The 16687-nt window shown below is 65.0% G+C and carries 13 protein-coding genes and 1 tRNA gene; 7 read left to right on the top strand and 7 right to left on the bottom strand.

Annotated elements, in window-relative coordinates:
* Positions 1-106: 106 nt before the first annotated feature.
* Positions 107-781, top strand: a complete 675-nt coding sequence (locus NCCP691_RS06980) for an alpha/beta hydrolase-fold protein (protein ID WP_220807538.1) — start codon at positions 107-109, stop codon at positions 779-781.
* A gap of 58 nt (positions 782-839) precedes the next feature.
* Entirely contained in the window at positions 840-1250 is a 411-nt protein-coding gene (locus NCCP691_RS06975) for a nuclear transport factor 2 family protein (protein WP_220807537.1), read from the top strand.
* A gap of 40 nt (positions 1251-1290) precedes the next feature.
* On the opposite strand, the gene NCCP691_RS06970 is transcribed toward NCCP691_RS06975, so the two are convergent.
* Positions 1291-1509, bottom strand: a complete 219-nt coding sequence (locus NCCP691_RS06970; RefSeq protein ID WP_220807536.1) for a hypothetical protein — start codon at positions 1507-1509, stop codon at positions 1291-1293.
* A gap of 160 nt (positions 1510-1669) precedes the next feature.
* Here NCCP691_RS06970 and NCCP691_RS06965 point away from each other — a divergent pair, with 160 nt between their 5' ends.
* Together NCCP691_RS06965 and NCCP691_RS06960 are read left to right on the top strand one after the other, a co-directional pair.
* The gene (locus tag NCCP691_RS06965) at positions 1670-2623 is read left to right on the top strand and encodes an ABC transporter ATP-binding protein (protein WP_220807535.1); all 954 of its coding nucleotides are present in this window, start codon (positions 1670-1672) and stop codon (positions 2621-2623) included.
* On the top strand, positions 2620-3381 hold the full coding sequence (locus tag NCCP691_RS06960) for an ABC transporter permease (protein WP_220807534.1): 762 nt from the start codon (positions 2620-2622) through the stop codon (positions 3379-3381). Before NCCP691_RS06965 ends, NCCP691_RS06960 begins: the two co-directional genes overlap by 4 nt.
* A 14-nt stretch (positions 3382-3395) precedes the next feature.
* Here the strand turns inward: NCCP691_RS06960 and NCCP691_RS06955 are convergent, their stop codons facing one another.
* Genes NCCP691_RS06955 through NCCP691_RS06945 form a run of 3 tightly spaced genes read right to left on the bottom strand, consistent with a single transcriptional unit; the run spans position 3396 to position 8567 of the window.
* Positions 3396-4706, bottom strand: coding sequence for a sigma-54 interaction domain-containing protein (locus NCCP691_RS06955; protein WP_220807533.1), 1311 nt, complete (start codon positions 4704-4706; stop codon positions 3396-3398).
* The gene (locus NCCP691_RS06950; RefSeq protein ID WP_220807532.1) at positions 4703-7762 is read right to left on the bottom strand and encodes an ABC transporter transmembrane domain-containing protein; all 3060 of its coding nucleotides are present in this window, start codon (positions 7760-7762) and stop codon (positions 4703-4705) included. The genes NCCP691_RS06955 and NCCP691_RS06950 overlap by 4 nt, the downstream gene beginning before the upstream one ends.
* 52 nt (positions 7763-7814) lie before the next feature.
* The gene (locus tag NCCP691_RS06945) at positions 7815-8567 is read right to left on the bottom strand and encodes a peptidylprolyl isomerase (protein WP_220807531.1); all 753 of its coding nucleotides are present in this window, start codon (positions 8565-8567) and stop codon (positions 7815-7817) included.
* A 324-nt stretch (positions 8568-8891) separates the two neighbouring features.
* Here NCCP691_RS06945 and NCCP691_RS06940 point away from each other — a divergent pair, with 324 nt between their 5' ends.
* A complete protein-coding gene (locus NCCP691_RS06940; protein WP_220807530.1) occupies positions 8892-11414 on the top strand; it encodes a hypothetical protein in 2523 nt (840 codons plus the stop codon).
* A gap of 262 nt (positions 11415-11676) precedes the next feature.
* On the opposite strand, the gene NCCP691_RS06935 is transcribed toward NCCP691_RS06940, so the two are convergent.
* The 3 genes from NCCP691_RS06935 to pepN all read right to left on the bottom strand — a co-directional run bounded on the left by NCCP691_RS06935 (position 11677) and on the right by pepN (position 15519).
* Positions 11677-11752: transfer RNA gene (locus NCCP691_RS06935), tRNA-Thr, on the bottom strand.
* Between the two features lie 67 nt (positions 11753-11819).
* Positions 11820-12821: a class 1 fructose-bisphosphatase gene (locus tag NCCP691_RS06930; protein ID WP_220807529.1), complete on the bottom strand. Its 1002-nt coding sequence runs from the start codon at positions 12819-12821 to the stop codon at positions 11820-11822.
* Positions 12822-12861: 40 nt separating this feature from the next.
* Positions 12862-15519, bottom strand: coding sequence for an aminopeptidase N (gene pepN / locus NCCP691_RS06925; protein ID WP_220807528.1), 2658 nt, complete (start codon positions 15517-15519; stop codon positions 12862-12864).
* A 68-nt stretch (positions 15520-15587) separates the two neighbouring features.
* On the opposite strand from pepN, the gene NCCP691_RS06920 reads away from it, so the two are divergent.
* A complete protein-coding gene (locus tag NCCP691_RS06920) occupies positions 15588-15935 on the top strand; it encodes a hypothetical protein (RefSeq protein ID WP_220807527.1) in 348 nt (115 codons plus the stop codon).
* Positions 15936-16031: 96 nt separating this feature from the next.
* On the top strand, positions 16032-16676 hold the full coding sequence (locus tag NCCP691_RS06915) for a DUF4136 domain-containing protein (protein WP_220807526.1): 645 nt from the start codon (positions 16032-16034) through the stop codon (positions 16674-16676).
* Positions 16677-16687 lie beyond the last annotated feature (11 nt).

Below are 16687 nucleotides of genomic sequence, written 5' to 3'. Positions count from 1 at the left end.
GGGAATGGAGAAGACCCGCCCGCCGCAGCCAAGGTTCCTGCCGGCGGGGACGGAACCATGCGGCGGCACGGGGTCCAATCGCATTCACAGCCGGAAGGAGAACGGGATGGCCCATGATGCCCTCTTGCAGGCCCGCCCCGCGCCGCCCCGTGCGCGGGGGGAGCCGGGCCTGCACCGGCTGGAAGCCGGCGGCCGCCGCGACAGCTACCTGTATGCGCCGCCCGGGCATGATCCCTCGCGCCCCGCGCCGCTGGTGCTCCTGCTGCACGGCGCGGGCGGCCATGCGCACCACGGCCTGGCCCTGCTGCGGCACCTCGCTGACGAGCACGGCATGATCCTGCTGGCGCCGGCGTCCGACGCATCGACCTGGGATGTGATCGTCAGCCGCGCCTACGGGCCCGACGTGCGGCTGGCGGACAAGGCGCTCGGCCATGCATTCGCGCATTACGCTGTGGACCCGGCCCGGCTCGCGATCAGCGGCTTTTCCGACGGCGCCTCCTATGCGCTGTCGCTCGGGCTGGCCAACGGCGACTTGTTCAGGCACATCATCGCGTTCTCACCCGGCTTTATTGCACCCGTGCATGCGCGCGGCGCACCGCGCGTCTACATTTCCCATGGCGCCCGCGACGACATCCTGCCGATCGCGCCGTGCAGCCGCCGCATCGTGCCCCGGCTGCGCGGCGCCGGCTACGAGGTGCGCTACGACGAGTTCGAGGGCGGTCATGTCATACCGCCGGAGGTGGCGCGCGGCGCGGTGGAGTGGCTGTTCGGCAGGGGATGAACTTTGCCCGGCGCCGCACATCGTACTGCTCACCTTGAGTGAGACGTGCGAGGAGAACATGGACCAACAACAGATCAAGAGCATGGCGGACGATTTCATTCATCGTCTGCACCGGGTGGAAGAAGGCGACCCGCAGGCGGTCGATATCCTGGTCGAGATGTTCGCGGAGGACGCCGAGCTGAGCAACCCGGTGGCCGAGCGCAACGGGCGCGCCTACCGCGGACGCGACGCGGTCGAGCGATTCTGGCGCGAATACCGCCACCTGTTCAGGGAAGTGCATTCGGAATTCGTCGACGTCACCGCCGGCGACCATTCGGCGGGCCTGTTCTGGCGCTCCAACGGCGTCGATGCGTCGGGCGCGCGCCTCGAGTATGAAGGCGTGAGCCTGCTGGTCTTCGACGACCAGGGCAAGATCCGGCGTTTCAGGGGCTATTTCGACAGCAACAGCCTGCATCACCGGCCGCACTGAAACGCCTGATCCGGCACCGGGGCGGGCCCGGTACGGTCGTTCAATTGTTCGGCACGAGCCGGAACCGGCCGTCGCCGGAAGTGGCGACGCGGCCCGCGCTGCGCGCCTCGTCGAGTGCCTGTTCGATCAGCCGCGGCTCGAATTCCGGCAAGCGCTCGGACAGGTCGTCCATGGCCATCAGTTCGAACCGGTCCTGATCCCACTGCTGATAGGTGTCGGCAATTTTCTTCCATACATGGCCGTGGCCCGATGTCTGCATGAATCGCTCCTGGTTGTTGATCTACACCTCTGTCCGCTCGGCAGCAGATCGGTTCGTGCCCTGCGTCATTCCGATGAGCTGCGTCAATCAGGAACGGGTCCCGGCCGAGTCGGCGCAGATGGCTTAAGATGGCGGCTGGCATCGATAACAAGGAGAAAACATGCCGTCATCGACGGATAGCGGCCCGGCGGTGATCTCGGTCCGCAACCTGACCAAGACCTATGCCTCGGGCTTCCAGGCGCTGCAGGACATCAATCTCGACATCCGCCAGGGCGAGATCTTCGCCCTGCTCGGCCCCAACGGCGCCGGCAAGACCACGCTGATCAGCATCATCTGCGGCATCGTCAACGCCAGCAGCGGCAGCGTCGCGGCCGACGGGCATGACATCGCCCGCGAGTACCGCGCCGCGCGCGCCAAGATCGGACTGGTGCCGCAGGAACTGTTCACCGACGCCTTCGAAACCGTCCACGACACCGTCTCCTTCAGCCGCGGCCTGTTCGGCAAGTCGCCCGATCCCGCCCATATCGAGAAAGTGCTGAAGGACCTGACGCTGTGGGACAAGCGCGATTCCAAAATCATGGCGCTGTCGGGCGGCATGAAGCGGCGGGTGATGATCGCCAAGGCACTCAGCCATGAGCCGAAGATCCTGTTCCTCGACGAGCCGACCGCCGGCGTCGACGTGGAGCTGCGGCGCGACATGTGGGCGCTGGTGCGGCGCCTGCGCGAGAGCGGGGTGACCATCATCCTGACCACGCATTACATCGAGGAGGCGGAAGAGATGGCCGACCGCATCGGCGTCATCAGCAAGGGCCGCATCCTGCTGGTCGAGGACAAGGCGGTCCTGATGCAGAAGCTGGGCAAGAAGCAGCTCACCCTCCACCTGCAGCAGCCGCTCGACGCGGTGCCGGAAGCGCTGGCCGGATACCGGCTCGAGCTGTCGTCCGACGGCACCCAGCTGGTCTATACCTTCGATGCCGAGGGCGAGCGGCTGGGCATACCCGAACTGCTGCGCCGCCTCGACGACAACGGCATCCACTTCAAGGACTTGCAGACCAGCGAAAGCTCGCTGGAGGAAATCTTCATCAGCCTCGTGCACCAGGGGAAGCAGACATGAACGTCCACGGCATCAAGGCGATTTACAAATTCGAGATGGCGCGCTGGTTCCGCACCATGATGCAGAGCATCGCGTCGCCGGTGATCTCGACCTCGCTGTACTTCATCGTGTTCGGCGCCGCCATCGGCTCGCGCATGGAACAGATCGACGGCATCAGCTACGGCGCCTACATCGTGCCCGGCCTGGTGATGCTGTCGGTGCTGACGGAGAGCATTTCCAACGCTTCGTTCGGCATCTACATGCCGAAATGGGCGGGCACCATCTATGAAGTCCTGTCGGCGCCGGTGTCGCCGCTGGAAATCGTGGTCGGCTATGTCGGCGCCGCCGCCACCAAGTCGGTCATCCTCGGCGTCATCATCCTCGCCACCGCGCGCCTGTTCGTCGATTACACCATCCTGCATCCGCTGTGGATGGTCGGCTTCCTCGTGCTCACCGCGATCACCTTCTGCCTGTTCGGCTTCATCATCGGCGTCTGGGCCGACGGCTGGGAAAAGCTGCAGATCGTGCCGGTCATGATCGTCACGCCGCTGACCTTCCTCGGCGGCAGCTTCTATTCGATACACATGCTGCCGCCGTTCTGGCAGAAGGTCACGCTGCTCAATCCGGTGGTCTACCTGGTCAGCGGCTTCCGCTGGAGCTTCTACGGCGTGTCGGACGTGAACGTGGGCGTCAGCTTCGGCATGACGCTGGTGTTCATGCTGCTGTGCCTGGCGGCGATCACGGTGATCTTCCGGACCGGCTACCGCCTGAAGCGCTAGCAGGCAGCGCGCCCTCAGTGCGCCGCCTGCTGCCGGGCGCCGTCCGCCGGCGGCGGCTTGCCCACCCGGAAATCCTTGGAATGGATGCCGTGCTTCTTCAACAGCATCTGCAGGTGAGAGCGATTCATGTCGCAGCGGCGCGCCAGTTCCGACACCGAGCCGCCGACCTCTTTCAGCCCGCGCTCCAGGAAGGCCCGCTCGGCTTCGTCGCTCGCCGCCCGCTTGGCCTCGCCGAGCGACGACGGCAGTGATGCCGCCCCCCGTCCGTCGGCGCCGTCCGCAAGGCCGAGCGGCCGCGGCCGGATGTCCTCCGGCAGGTGCGCCACGTCCGCCAGCTCGCCCGCGAGGCAGCTCAGCCGATAGAGCAGGTTGCGCAGCTCGCGCACATTGCCGGGATAGGCATAGTTGAGCAGGAAGCTGCGCAGGCGCGGCGTGAACTTCACCGGCGGGCGCTTGAGCGCCTCCGCCGCCTCGTCCGCGTAATACGCAAGCAGCAGCGGAATCTCGTCCTTGCGCTCCCGCAGCGGCGGCAGCGTCAGGTGAATCACGCTGAGGCGGTAGAAGAGGTCTTCGCGGAAGCTTCCCTCGGCGATCAGCTTGCGCAGGTTCTTGTTGGTGGCGGCGACGATGCGGCAATCCACCGCGATCGGCTCGTCGGAACCGACCCGCTGTATCTCGTGCGACTGCAGCACCCGCAGCAGCTTCACCTGCCCCGGCAGCGGCAGCTCGCCGATCTCGTCGAGGAAGATGGTGCCCCGGTGCGCGCTCTCGAACTTGCCCTTGCGATCGGTCGCCGCACCGGTGAACGCGCCGCGCCGGTGCCCGAAAAGCTCGGATTCGATCAGGGTATCGGGGATCGCGCCGCAGTTGACCGAGATGTAGGGCTTGTCCGAGCGCGCGCCGTTGGCGTGGATGACCTTGGCCATGAGTTCCTTGCCGGTGCCGCTCTCGCCGTCGATCAGTACCGGCAGGTCGGTGGGCGCAGCCTTCTCCGCCACTTCCAGCGCGTCGAGCAGCTTCGGATTGTCGCCGAACACGCCTTCGAAGACGAAGCTGCGCGCCAGCAGCTGCCGGCGCCGCTCGCCCGCCGGCAGCTGCTGTGCGGGCAGGCTCTCGCCGCCCGCGGCGCGCAGGAAACGCTCCTTGTGCGACAGCTGCATCACCTCGTCGCGCAGGCTGCCGGCCTGCGCCAGCAGCTTCTCGATATCGCGCCGCTCCAGCCGCGCGGCCCAGCGCAGCATCGAGCGCATGATTTCGATTTTCTCCAGCAGGCGCGCGGTGGACAGCGCGCTGCCGGTGTCGGCTTCCTGGTCAAGTATCTTCATGCGGCGTTCAACTGCTTCTGCACCAGCTGGTAGTACATGCCGCGCCGGCCCACCAGCTCTTCATGCCGGCCCTGCTCCGCGATGCCGCCCTCGTACAGCACCACGATCTTGTCGGCCTGCATGATGGTGCTGAGGCGGTGCGCGATGACCACCGCGGTGCGTCCCTTCAGGATCTCGTGCATGTTGGCGATGATGTTGCTTTCCGACTGGGTATCGAGCGCCGACGTCGCTTCGTCGAACACCAGCAGCTTCGGATCGTGGTAGAGCGCGCGGGCGATGCACAGGCGCTGTATCTGCCCGCCCGACAGCCCCATGCCGCGCTCGCCCACCACCTGGTCGTAGCCGAGCGGCATCTTGCTGATGAAGCCGTGCGCGTCCGCCATCCTCGCCACTTCCTCGATGCGGCGGCGGTCCGGGCTTTCATCGCCGCTGGCGATGTTCTCGGCGATGGTCCCGGAGAACACGAGATTGCTCTGCATGACGTAGCCGACCTGCGCCCGGTAGTACTCCTTGTCGATCACCGACAGGTCATAGCCGTCGACGGTGATCTTGCCCTCGCTAGGCGGATAGAACGCCACCAGCATCTTGGCCAGCGTGGTCTTGCCCGAACCGCTGCGGCCGACCACCGCGACCAGTTCGCCCGGCCTTATTTCCAGGCTGATGTTCTCCAGCACATACGGCGTTTCATTGCCGCCATAGCGGAAATAGACATTCTCCAGGCGGATGTCGCCCTGCAGGTCGGGCAGCAATACGCGCGATTGCGCATCGGCCGCCCGCTGCTCCGGCTCCATCTCGAGGACGTCGCCGAGCCGCTCCATCGCCACGCCGGCGTCGTTGACCCGGCTCCACAGGCCGACCAGGCCCATCAGCGGCGAGAGCACGCTGCCCATCAGCGCGTTGAAGGCGATCAGCTGGCCTATCGTCAGCTCGCGCGCCAGCACCAGGCTGGCGCCCACCCACAGGATGGCGATGGTGGTGGCCGCATGCAGCATGCCGCTGGCGAGGGTGACCAGGATGTTGAAGCTCTGCGCGCGGTACTGCACATCGAGCGACTTCGCATACTTGCGCTCCCATTTCAGGCGGATCGCGCGCTCGATGCCCATGCCCTTGATGGTTTCCACGCCGCCCAGCGTTTCCATCAACAGCGACTTGGCGTCGGTGGCGGCGGCGAAGGCCTCCCGCGCATACGCCTTGATCTTCGGCGTCACCGCCACCGTCAGGCCCGCGATCGGGATGACGAAAGCGATCAGCACCAGGGTCAGGCGCACGTTGTACATGAACATGATGGTGAAATAGATGAAGACCATCATCAGGTTCAGCAGCGTCGTCACCGTCGACTCCGTCAGGAAGGAACGGATCGTCAGGTTTTCCTCGAAGCGCGCCAGCACGTCGCCCGCCTTGCGCTTGGCGAAGAAGGAGAACGGCAGCGACATGGTGTGCTTGAAGAAATGCGACATCATCGCGAAGTCCATGTTGCGCACCATGAAGTTGGCGAGGTAGGCGCGCACCGTGGTCATGATCTGGGAGAACAGGTTGGAGACGATCAGCCCCACGATCAGCAGGTGCAGCAGGCCGACGTTCTGATGCACGATCACGCCGTCGAGTATGTTCTGGATGATCAGCGGCGGCACCAGGCCCAGCACCTGGATCACGAAGGTCGCCATGAACAGGTGCAGCAGGATGGTCTTGTGCGGACGCAGATAGGCGACAAAGCGCACCCAGGGCGAGCGCGCCGCGGTTACCTGCGCGATGTCTTCCCCGGGCGAGAACAGCAGGCAGGTGCCGTGCCAGCCGCGCTCGAAATCCTCCACCGTCATCTTGCGGAATCCGATCGCCGGGTCCGCGACCCAGACATGCTCGCGCGAGACGCCGTACACCACCACGTAGTGATAGCCCTCCCAGTGCACGATGAAAGGCAGCTCGAAGCCGAGCAGCGCTTCGTAGGTGCACTGCACGCCGCGTGTCGTGAAACCGAGCGTTTCACCGGCGCGCGCCAGGCTCTCCATAGTGGCGCCCTGCGTGGTCACGTTGGCCATCTCGCGCAGCTTGCCGAGCGTCATGGAGATGCCGTTGTGCCGGCACAGCATTGCCAGGCAGGCGGCGCCGCAATCCATCTCCTCGGCCTGTTCCACTAGCGGGAAGCGCGGCAGCACCCGCTCGCCGTACGACGGCTTCGATACCAGGTCCAGCAGCACCGGCCGCTTGCGGCGCTCGGCCAGCTTGCGCTGGCGCTGCTGCTCGCGCTCCAGGCCGCGTATGCGTTCTTCCAGCACCTCGCGCAGCTTCGGATTGCGCTCCAGCAGCATCTGCACCGTGCGCTCGGGAATCACCAGCAGCGCACAGTCCGTGACGGCCACGGCGGTCGCCATCTGTTCCTGCCGCATCACGCAGGACTTCTCGCCGAAGATCTCGCCCTCGCGCAGCGTCGCCAGCGTGTACTCCATGCCTTCCTCGCTGCGCACCAGCCGCACCTCGCCGCGGCGCACGACATAAAGCCGCTTGTCGTCGCGCGCGTCCTGCCGGAGGATGTCCTTGCCCGCCTGGACCCGCTTGATGCCGACACTGCGCACGAGTTCTTCCAGCTCGCGCTTGTCGACCTTGCCGCGCAGGTCGAAAAGCCCCGCCACGAAGCCCCCGGCCGAACTGATGGCCACATAACTGCTGACGAAGGCGTGCGCTTCCGGATTGCGGGCGAGCGCCGCCTCCAGGGCCGGCCGCGGAATGAACAACAGTTCAGTCTTGCCCGACGCCCGCACCGAGGACTCCAGGCGCGCATCGCGCAGCAGCGCGATCTCGCCGAACACCTCGGACGCCTTGCGCACGCCCATGCTGATTTCCTTGCCGTTCTCCTCGGTGAAGAGGCGGACGGAGCCGCTGCGGACGACATACAGTCCGCCGGCCTGATCGCCGGCATTGCAGACCGGATCGCCGAATCCGTGGAAGCGCTGCTCCGCCTGTCCGGCGAGGCGCTCGAGTTCATCGGGCGTGAAGGCGGACAGAATCTCCACCGACGCGAGAAAGCCCGCGAGGGAGGATGACGGCGACGAGGTCTCCATGGATGGACAGGATGGACGCGGGGGCGGTGACGGGCGGGATCCGCGCGCCTTTTCAGCCGACGCGGATCATGTGATCCTGCGCGCAGGCCACCAGCCATTCCTCGCGCAGCAGGCGGCGGACTTCGGCGGCTGTGTCCTCGTCCAGCGTGGCCGGATGGCGGGCATTGACGCGGAATATCTCGAACACGGTGCGGTCGCCGGACGGGAACGGACCGAGCAGGTCGCGCGGCCCGGCATTGAACACCTTGGCCTCGATGTCCGGCCGCAGCGAACCGCGCAACAGCTTGCCGATCAGGCCGCCCTGCTCGCGCGTGTCGGCAATCGAATGCTCGCGCGCCATCTCCTCGAAGGAGTCCGGATCGTCGCCGAGCACCGACATCATCTCCTTGGCCTTGCTCTCGCCGTCGAGCACGATGTGGCTGACTTCGACACTGTCGAAGCGCGGCGAATTCAGCTGGAAATAGCTCTCCACCGCCTCGTCGCTGCACACCGACTGCATGATCTTTTCTTCATACAGGCTGTCGGTGATGAAGGCTTCGAATTCGTCGAGCGTCACCCCGAGCGCATCGAAATAGCGGTTGGTGTCGGCGGCGCGGTGCAATCCCTTGACGCGGCGGAACTGGTCGGCGCGCTCCTGCACCTCCTCCGGCGCCACCCGCATGCCCTGCTTTTTCGCTGCGTGGACCGCCAGCCGGTCGCGCACCAGCTGATCGACCAGTCCCTCGAACTGACCGGTGAGTTTGAGGTTCCGGATGAACCCCTCGGTGTCGATGACTTCGTCATCGATGCGGACGATGCTGGTCATGGCCGCTCCTTGCGGAAGGCCGCGCGGTGCGCAGCGCGGTGACGGATCGGCCCGCCTCCGCCCTGGAGACCGGTGCCGATGATCAGACCGTCAGTATAGTGACGACGGGCCGCGGGCGACCGGCCCAAGGGTCTGAGGTCAATCAAACTCGGCGTACTTATCGGCCCCTGCCCCGCCATGCCGCCCTGGGCTTGCCGCTCTTCACGCCGGCGCCGCCTTCCGAGCCCGAGGCGCGGTGCGATCCATGTTTCGAGGCAATGAACTTTCGGGCGGCACGGTCCCACTCATCCCCGTCACAACCCTTGCCGAAGCGAAAATACCGCCATGATTCCCCTTCGCACGATACCTCACACCCCTCGGCCCTCGCCGCCAGCGACGGCATCCCGCGCTGATAACAGGGCGGCCGGAAAGGCGCCGGTCGAACGGTCCACCCTCAGCCGCTTCGAGCAAAGCCGGATCGACAAGGCTATCAGGACCGCGTTCGAATCGCTCCCCGCAACGCTCGTGCGCGAGATGGCGAACATTCCACCCGCCACCCGTGAAGTCGCCTTGCTTCTCAGTCCCACCGGGGATGAAGGGAAACTGAACGTCACGGTGCATGGGCTGGAACGCGACCGTGAAAACGCTACCGGAATGATCGCGCTGCACACCGTGCTGCGCCGGGTGACCGAGGCGCGGAACAGGTTCTGGACGCGCGATGCCCGGGAGCGCATGAGAAATGCCATCGATAACTATGCGCGTACCGCGATCCTGCGCGAGCTTCGCCATCTGGAGCAATCGGACGCGGCAAAGATGAAAGAGGCCGCCGCCGCTGTTGCCAGCAAGGGCGTAAGCCATTATGCAATCGGCGTAAGCAAGCGCGAAACCAGCGTGCTCCACGCGCTGAGTGCGGATGTAATGCGCGCGGCAGAGGCCGGCACCCCGCCCTCCCCGGAAGACAGGCAAGCGTACCATTCGATGTCGGTCAAGGATGCGAGCCTCGTCTATACCACGCTCGACGAGGCAATGGTGAAGGCATTTCGCGAGGTGTTCACGGCCTATGACGAGAAAGTGCGCAATCGTTCGCTGGCAGGCGTCGATCACGCGGTGCTTCGCGAGCTTGCGTCGTTTCTGCCACCGGTCAAGTTCAATTTGAAGGTCCAGAAAAAGCCGGAGGCCGGAACCCATGCGCAGGCCGGGACCGACGCGCAGGCCGGGACTAATCCGCAGGCCGGGACCGATCCGCAGACCGGGACCAATCCGCGGGCCGAGACCAGTCCGCAGGCCGAGACCGGTCCGCAGACCGATGCCAGTCCGCAGGCCAAGAATGAATGGGTGGAGCAACAGAAGGCAGTCGTGGCGCAAGCGCTCGACGGCGCGTGCGCGAGGCTTCCCGAACGCCTGCGTGCGTACGCCAGGCATGCCTACATCCAGCAGTTTCTCAGGCCATGCGACATGAATGACCTTGCACCGTTCTCGGCCGCCCTCTGGGAGATCCGAAGCAAGCGGCGACGGCAGGCGGAGCGGGCAAAGCCTTTGTATCCCGCGAGGACGGAAACGGACGCCTGGATCGACAGCGCGCTGCGATGTCTCAGGGCTGTCATCGAAGAGCACGACGGGAGCCTGATGGCAGAGTTTGACAGACCGGAGCCGCCGGCCATCCGGGGCAATTCCGCTGCCGGAAGCAGACAGCAGCAGGACGACGCCATCACGGCTGTCGATGACGGCCGCGCGAGAGAAGCGAGCAGTGCGGTGCTGTCGGTCCACGCCGGGAACATGCAGCAGGACGACGCGATTACGCCTGTCGGTGGCGGTCGCGCAGGAGAAGCCGGCAGTGCCGTGCTGCCGGTCCAGGCCGGGAAAACCTGGCCGCCGGCCAGGAAGACCAGGGGCACCTTCAGGGACCTGCGCGAAGCCTATGAGAGCAATCGCGCCGGAGTGCCCTGGCACGACACCCGCGCGCAGGAATCGATCGAAAAGATCGCAGCCCCCGCGCTGAAAAAGCTGTTCCCGCAGGACCGCGCGGCAGTCCTTGAAGCGCTCACCGCGTACGGTGATTCCGCTACCCGCTTCCTCCTGCGCAAGCACTTGCGTGTCGCATCACGGCCGAGAAACAAGGTGGTCATCTCGGAAAAACGCCGCAAGCGCATCTTCGTCGAGGCGGACGCCCAAAGAGGAGATATCCCTCCGAAGCATTCCGAAAGATACCCGCCAGCGGACGCCGGCTTCCGGATTTGGCATAGCGAGCCCAGCGAGACCCAGTTCAGGTCTACTGTACGGCGCGGCAAGGGCGGTGAACCGAAGATCATTGCTTCGCCATCACCTGAACTGACGGCTGACATGAAGCATGAAATCGGTCACGCCGTCGACTGTGCGATCGTCTCGGACATGGGCTTACACAGGTTTAATCCCGACCGGATTCCCACCCCCTATCCGCTGTCATTTCCATTTACGGCGTACGATGTAAGCCTGATTTTGCGGCGCAAGAATGCGTACAGCAGAGCCAACCGTGAGATAAAGCGTGAGCACGCGCGTGCGGCAAGAGACAGGACCGGCATCTCCCGGTACGCCGAAACCGATACGTTTGAATTTTTTGCCGAAGCGATGTCTGCGTACGTCGGCAGTCCGGATACAAGCTTTGAAACGAACGTCAGGAAAGAACGGGCAGACGTGTACTCTCCCGAAAATCTGAGGGAACAGCACCCCCGGACCTACGCCATCATCGACGAACTCATCCGCGCCGGAATGAACCACCGCCGCGCGGAGCGGAGCGTGGCAGGAAAGACGAGCATCGGCGACAAACTCAGACGGCAGTGGTTCGACACCACCGAGAGACTGAAAAACCGGGCACCCGACGCAGCCCGGTGATGTGACCCGGACTCCGGGCGATTGCCCCGCTCGCCGCCGGCCCGGGCGGCGACAGCGGTGTCCTCGTCCGGCGCGGGCGGCTAAACCCAGGGCCACCGGCCTGAATCCCTGCCCTGGCGCCCGACGTCGCCTGCTATTCCCCTACCCGGCAGGTACGAGCGCAGGAATCGGCGGCAGAAAGGCGTGCACTGCGGAGAAATGCCGTGCAAAAGAAAAAAGCCGCTCGCGCGGCTTTTCACTGAACTGCCTGTTTGATAAGAGTTGGTGCCGCTGACCGGAATCGAACTGGTGACCTTCGCATTACGAATGCGCTGCTCTACCGACTGAGCTACAGCGGCACTACTGATCAAATCAGCAGAAGCCCGAAATTCTAGCAGAATTGTTGCGGGCTTGGAACCAGTCCGCTTACTCCGCGTGATACCCCGTCACCCGCTCCACCTCCGCCTTCGACCCGAGGAACACCGCGACCCGCTCGTGCAGCTTCTTCGGCTGGATGTCGAGGATGCGCTGCCTGCCGTTGGTGGCGGCGCCGCCGGCCTGTTCGATCAGGAAGGACATCGGGTTGGCCTCGTACATCAGGCGCAGCTTGCCGGGCTTGTCGGGCTCGCGGGCGTCGGCGGGATACATGAAGATGCCGCCGCGGTTGAGGATGCGGTGCACGTCGGCGACCATGGAGGCGATCCAGCGCATGTTGAAATTCTTGCCGCGCGGCCCGGTCTCGCCGGCCTGCAGTTCGTCGATGTAGCGCTTGACGGGCGGGAACCAGTGGCGCGCGTTGGAGGCGTTGATCGCGTATTCCTTGGTCTCCGCCGGGATCTTCATGTCGCGCTGGGTCAGCACCCAGGAGCCCATCTCGCGGTCGAGGGTGAAGCAGTGCACGCCGTTGCCGGTGGTGAGCACCAGGACGGTCTGCGGGCCGTAGACCGCGTAGCCGGCGGCGACCTGGCGGCTGCCGGGCTGCAGGAAGGCTTCTTCGGTCGGCTCGGTCATGCCTTCGGGCGCCTTCAGCACCGAGAAAATGGTGCCGATCGAGACGTTGACGTCGATGTTGGACGAGCCGTCGAGCGGATCGAACAGCAGCAGGTACTCGCCCTTCGGATAGCGGTTGGGAATCGGGAAGAAGCTGTCCATCTCCTCCGATGCCATGGCGGCGAGATGGCCGCCCCATTCATTGGCCTGCAGCAGGATTTCATTCGACAGCACGTCGAGCTTCTTCTGCACTTCGCCCTGCACGTTCTCGCTGCCGGCGGTGCCCAGCACATCGCCGAGCGCGCCCTTGCCGACGGCATGGCTGATGGTCTTGCAGGCGCGCGCGACCACCTCGATCAGGAGCCGCAGCTCGGCCGGTATGGTGTTGTGCAGGCGCTGCTCTTCGACCAGGTACTGCGTCAGGCTGACCCTTTTCATGTGTACTCCCTGTTATCAATGTCAGTGTTCGGTGTTGGTACTACGCCAAGGACTTGGTGACCACCTCGAGCACGTCCTTGGACAGCGATCGGGTGGCGGCGACCTTCTGCAGCGCGGCCTTCATCTTCTGCTGCAGCGCCGGCTCGTACTTGCGCCAGCGGTCGAGCGTACGGGCGAGGCGGGCGGCGACCTGCGGGTTGATCGCGTTGAGCGCGATCACCTGCTCGGCCCAGAATTCATAGCCGCTGCCGTCGGCCGCGTGGAACTGCGAGGGGTTGCCGTTGCAGAAGCTGAAGATCAGGCTGCGCGCCCGGTTCGGGTTCTTCAGCGTGAAGGCGGGATGGCGCATCAGCTCCCGTACGGCGGCGACGTCGGTCTTGCGCGACATGGCCTGCAGCGAGAACCACTTGTCGACCACCAGCGCTTCCTGCTCGAAATCCTCGTAGAAGCGGGCCAGCGCCTGCTCGCGTCCGGGCGCGCTGCTGTTGGCCAGTGCGGCCAGCGCGCCGATGCGGTCGGTCATGTTGTTGGCGTTGTCGTACTGGGTCTGCGCCAGGCGGTGCGCGGCATCGTCGTCGAGCTCGACCAGGTAGGCCAGCGCCAGGTTCTTCAGGCCGCGCTTGCCGGCGGATTCGGCGTCGGGGCTGTACTCGCCCGGGGTGCGGTTGGCCTGGTAGGCGATCTGCCATTCGCCGCGCAGGGCCTGCGCCAGCGAGCGGCGCATCGCCTGCCGCACCGCGTGGATCGCATGCGGATCGACCACGTCCAGCTGTTCGGCCAGCACGGTCTCCGACGGCAGGGTCAGTGCGAATTCCTGGAAAGCGGGATCGAGCCGGCTGTCGGTCAGCGTCGCGCGGAAGGCGTCATGCAGCGGACCGGCGGCGCCGGCATCGGCCTGCCCGCCTTCGCGCACGGTCTTCACCAGCGCCAGCATGCGGCGCATGGCCAGACGCTGTCCCGCCTCCCAGCGATTGAAGGCGTCGCTGTCATGCGCCATCAGGAAGGCGAGTTCGGCTTCGGTGTAGTCGATATCCAGGTGCACCGGCGCCGAGAAATTGCGCAGCACCGAGGGCACCGGCTTTTCCTTCACATGCTTGAAGCGGAAGGTCTGGCTGGACTCGGTCAGCTCCAGCACGGCGGTGGTGAAGGCCTCCGCGCTGCCGCTGCCGTCGAGGAACAGCGGCATGTCCAGGCCCTGGCTGTCGAGCAGGCCGACCGCCACCGGGATGTGGAAGGGCTTTTTCTCGGCCTGGCCCGGTGTCGGCGCGCAGGACTGGGACAGGGTGATCTCGAAGGCTTCCTGCCCGGCGTCGTAGGCGGTCTCGACCTTCACGCGCGGCGTGCCGGCCTGGCTGTACCAGAGTTCGAACTGGGACAGGTCGCGCCCGTTGGCGTCGGCCATGGCGAGACGGAAGTCGTCGCAGGTCACCGCGTGGCCGTCATGCCGCTCGAAATACAGGTCCATGCCCTTGCGGAAGCCATCCCGGCCGAGCAGGGTCTGGTACATGCGGACCACTTCCGCGCCCTTCTCGTAGACGGTGACGGTGTAGAAATTGTTGATCTCGACGTAGGAATCGGGCCGCACCGGGTGGGCCATGGGTCCCGCGTCCTCCGGGAACTGGGCCTGGCGCAGCACCCGCACGTCCTCGATGCGCTTGACCGCGCGGCCGCTGTCGGTACCGATCATGTCGGCCGAGAACTCCTGGTCGCGGAACACGGTGAGGCCTTCCTTGAGCGACAGCTGGAACCAGTCGCGGCAGGTGACGCGGTTGCCGGTCCAGTTGTGGAAGTACTCATGCGCGACCACCGACTCGATGCCGGCATAGTCGGCGTCGGTGGCGATGCGCGGATTGGCCAGCACGTACTTGGTGTTGAAGATGTTGAGGCCCTTGTTCTCCATCGCGCCCATGTTGAAGTCGCCGACGGCGACGATCATGAAGCGGTCGAGATCGAGCTCCAGCCCGTAGCGCTCCTCGTCCCAGCGGATGCTGTGCTTGAGCGAGTCCATCGCATGCTGGGTCTTGTCGAGATTGCCTTCCTCGACCCATACCTGCAGCAGCACTTCGCGGCCGGACTTGAGGGTGCAGGTCTCTTCCTGGCAGACCAGGCTGCCGGCGACCAGCGCGAACAGGTAAGACGGTTTCTTGAACGGGTCTTCCCACAGCGCGTAGTGGCGTCCGTCGCCGAGGTCGCCCTGCTCAATCAGGTTGCCGTTGGAGAGCAGCACCGGGTATTTCTTCTTGTCCGCGCGCAGCATCACCTTGTACTTCGCCATCACGTCGGGACGGTCGGGGAAGAAGGTGATCTTGCGGAAGCCTTCCGCCTCGCACTGGGTGAAGAAATTGCCGTTGGAAACATACAGTCCCATCAGCGAGGTATTGAGCGCCGGGTGGATGGCGGTCTCGATCTCCAGCGTCACCTGCTCCGGGGCGTTGAAGATCTCCAGCACGCCGTTGCCGAGCGCGTAGCCGCGCCGGGTCAGTTCGCGCCCGTTCATCCGCAGCTGCACGAGCTGCACGCCGTCGCCGTAGAGGACGACGCTCTTGCCGTCGCTTTCCGGGTTGCGGGACAGGGTAAGGCGGGTGGCGACCCGGGTCAGATCGGGGTCGAGATCAAAGCCCATCTCCACGGTCTCCACCAGGTAGGCGGGCGGCGCGTAATCCTTGCGGTAGATGGTCTGGGGAGTATCGGTGCGCATAGGGAATTCGATTCAGGGGATAATGCCAAACCGGCATTTTACAACCAACGCTTGCGGAGACTCTCCCCATGAAATCATCCTTTGCGCTTTTCGTGATGGCATCGGCCGCCCTGCTTTCCGGCTGCACACAGGAGCAGCAAAACCAGATCAGCCGCTCGGTCCAGAACTGGACCGGCACCAATGGCGTGCTGGAAGTCTACGCGGGCGACAAGCTGGTGCGGCGCTTCATCGGCATCGACAAGCTGACCACCGCCACCGCGACCTCGGCGGGCGATAATACGCCGCGCTCCTACCGCTACGGCTACGGCGTCTTCGACGCCAATCTCAACATGCAGATCGACCAGGGCGAGAAGAAGGTGTATTTCGAGATCAGCGACTACGCCACCAACTACATCTTCTTCGAAAACCCGAGCTAGGCGGCGACAAGCCGATACAAAAATCATGGAATCTTTGCATGCGGCGGACATTCTGATTCTTCATAAACACCCTGGGCAATACCGGAGAAGGCAAACATGAAATCCTGGCTGATCAGGCTGCTGGCGCTGTCGACGCTCCTGCTGGCGGGCTGCGCCACCACCATCAGGAGCAACGTCACCAGCTTCCACGAGTGGCCCGCCGAGCTGGCCGAGAAGACCTACGTCTTCGAGCGCACGAAGGACCAGAACAACAATCTCGAATATCTCAATTACGAGAACATGGTGCGCGTCGAGCTGCAGCGGCTCGGCTTCGCCGAAGCCCCGGTCGCCACGCGTCCGGCGCTGAAGGTCGCGCTTTCGTACAGCAACAGCGGACGCGACGTGCGCGAGGTCTACCCGGTGGTGGTGCGCCCCTACCCGTACGCCTACCCCTACTGGCCGGGCTACTACCGCCATCCGTTCTACGGACCCTATGGCCCCTATGGCCCGTTCTACGACCCGTTCTGGTACGGCCCGCCGGTGGTCGAGCAGCGGGTGTCGCAATACCAGCTGTTCACCCGGGAGCTGAAGATCGCGCTGGCGCGCATGGGGGACGGCAGGCGCTTATGGGAAACCACGGTGGTCAGCGAAGGCACCAATCCGTCGCTGGCCAAGGTCATGCCCTACATGGTCAGGAGCGCGTTCGCGGACTTCCCGGGACCGAACGGCGTACCGCGACGGATCGAACTGAAGATGGACTAACCGCTCCGGGC

Origin of the sequence: Noviherbaspirillum aridicola, from assembly GCF_019656455.1 — a bacterium.
Taxonomy (GTDB): domain Bacteria; phylum Pseudomonadota; class Gammaproteobacteria; order Burkholderiales; family Burkholderiaceae_D; genus Noviherbaspirillum; species Noviherbaspirillum aridicola.
This window is presented reverse-complemented; position numbering and strand designations above follow the sequence as displayed.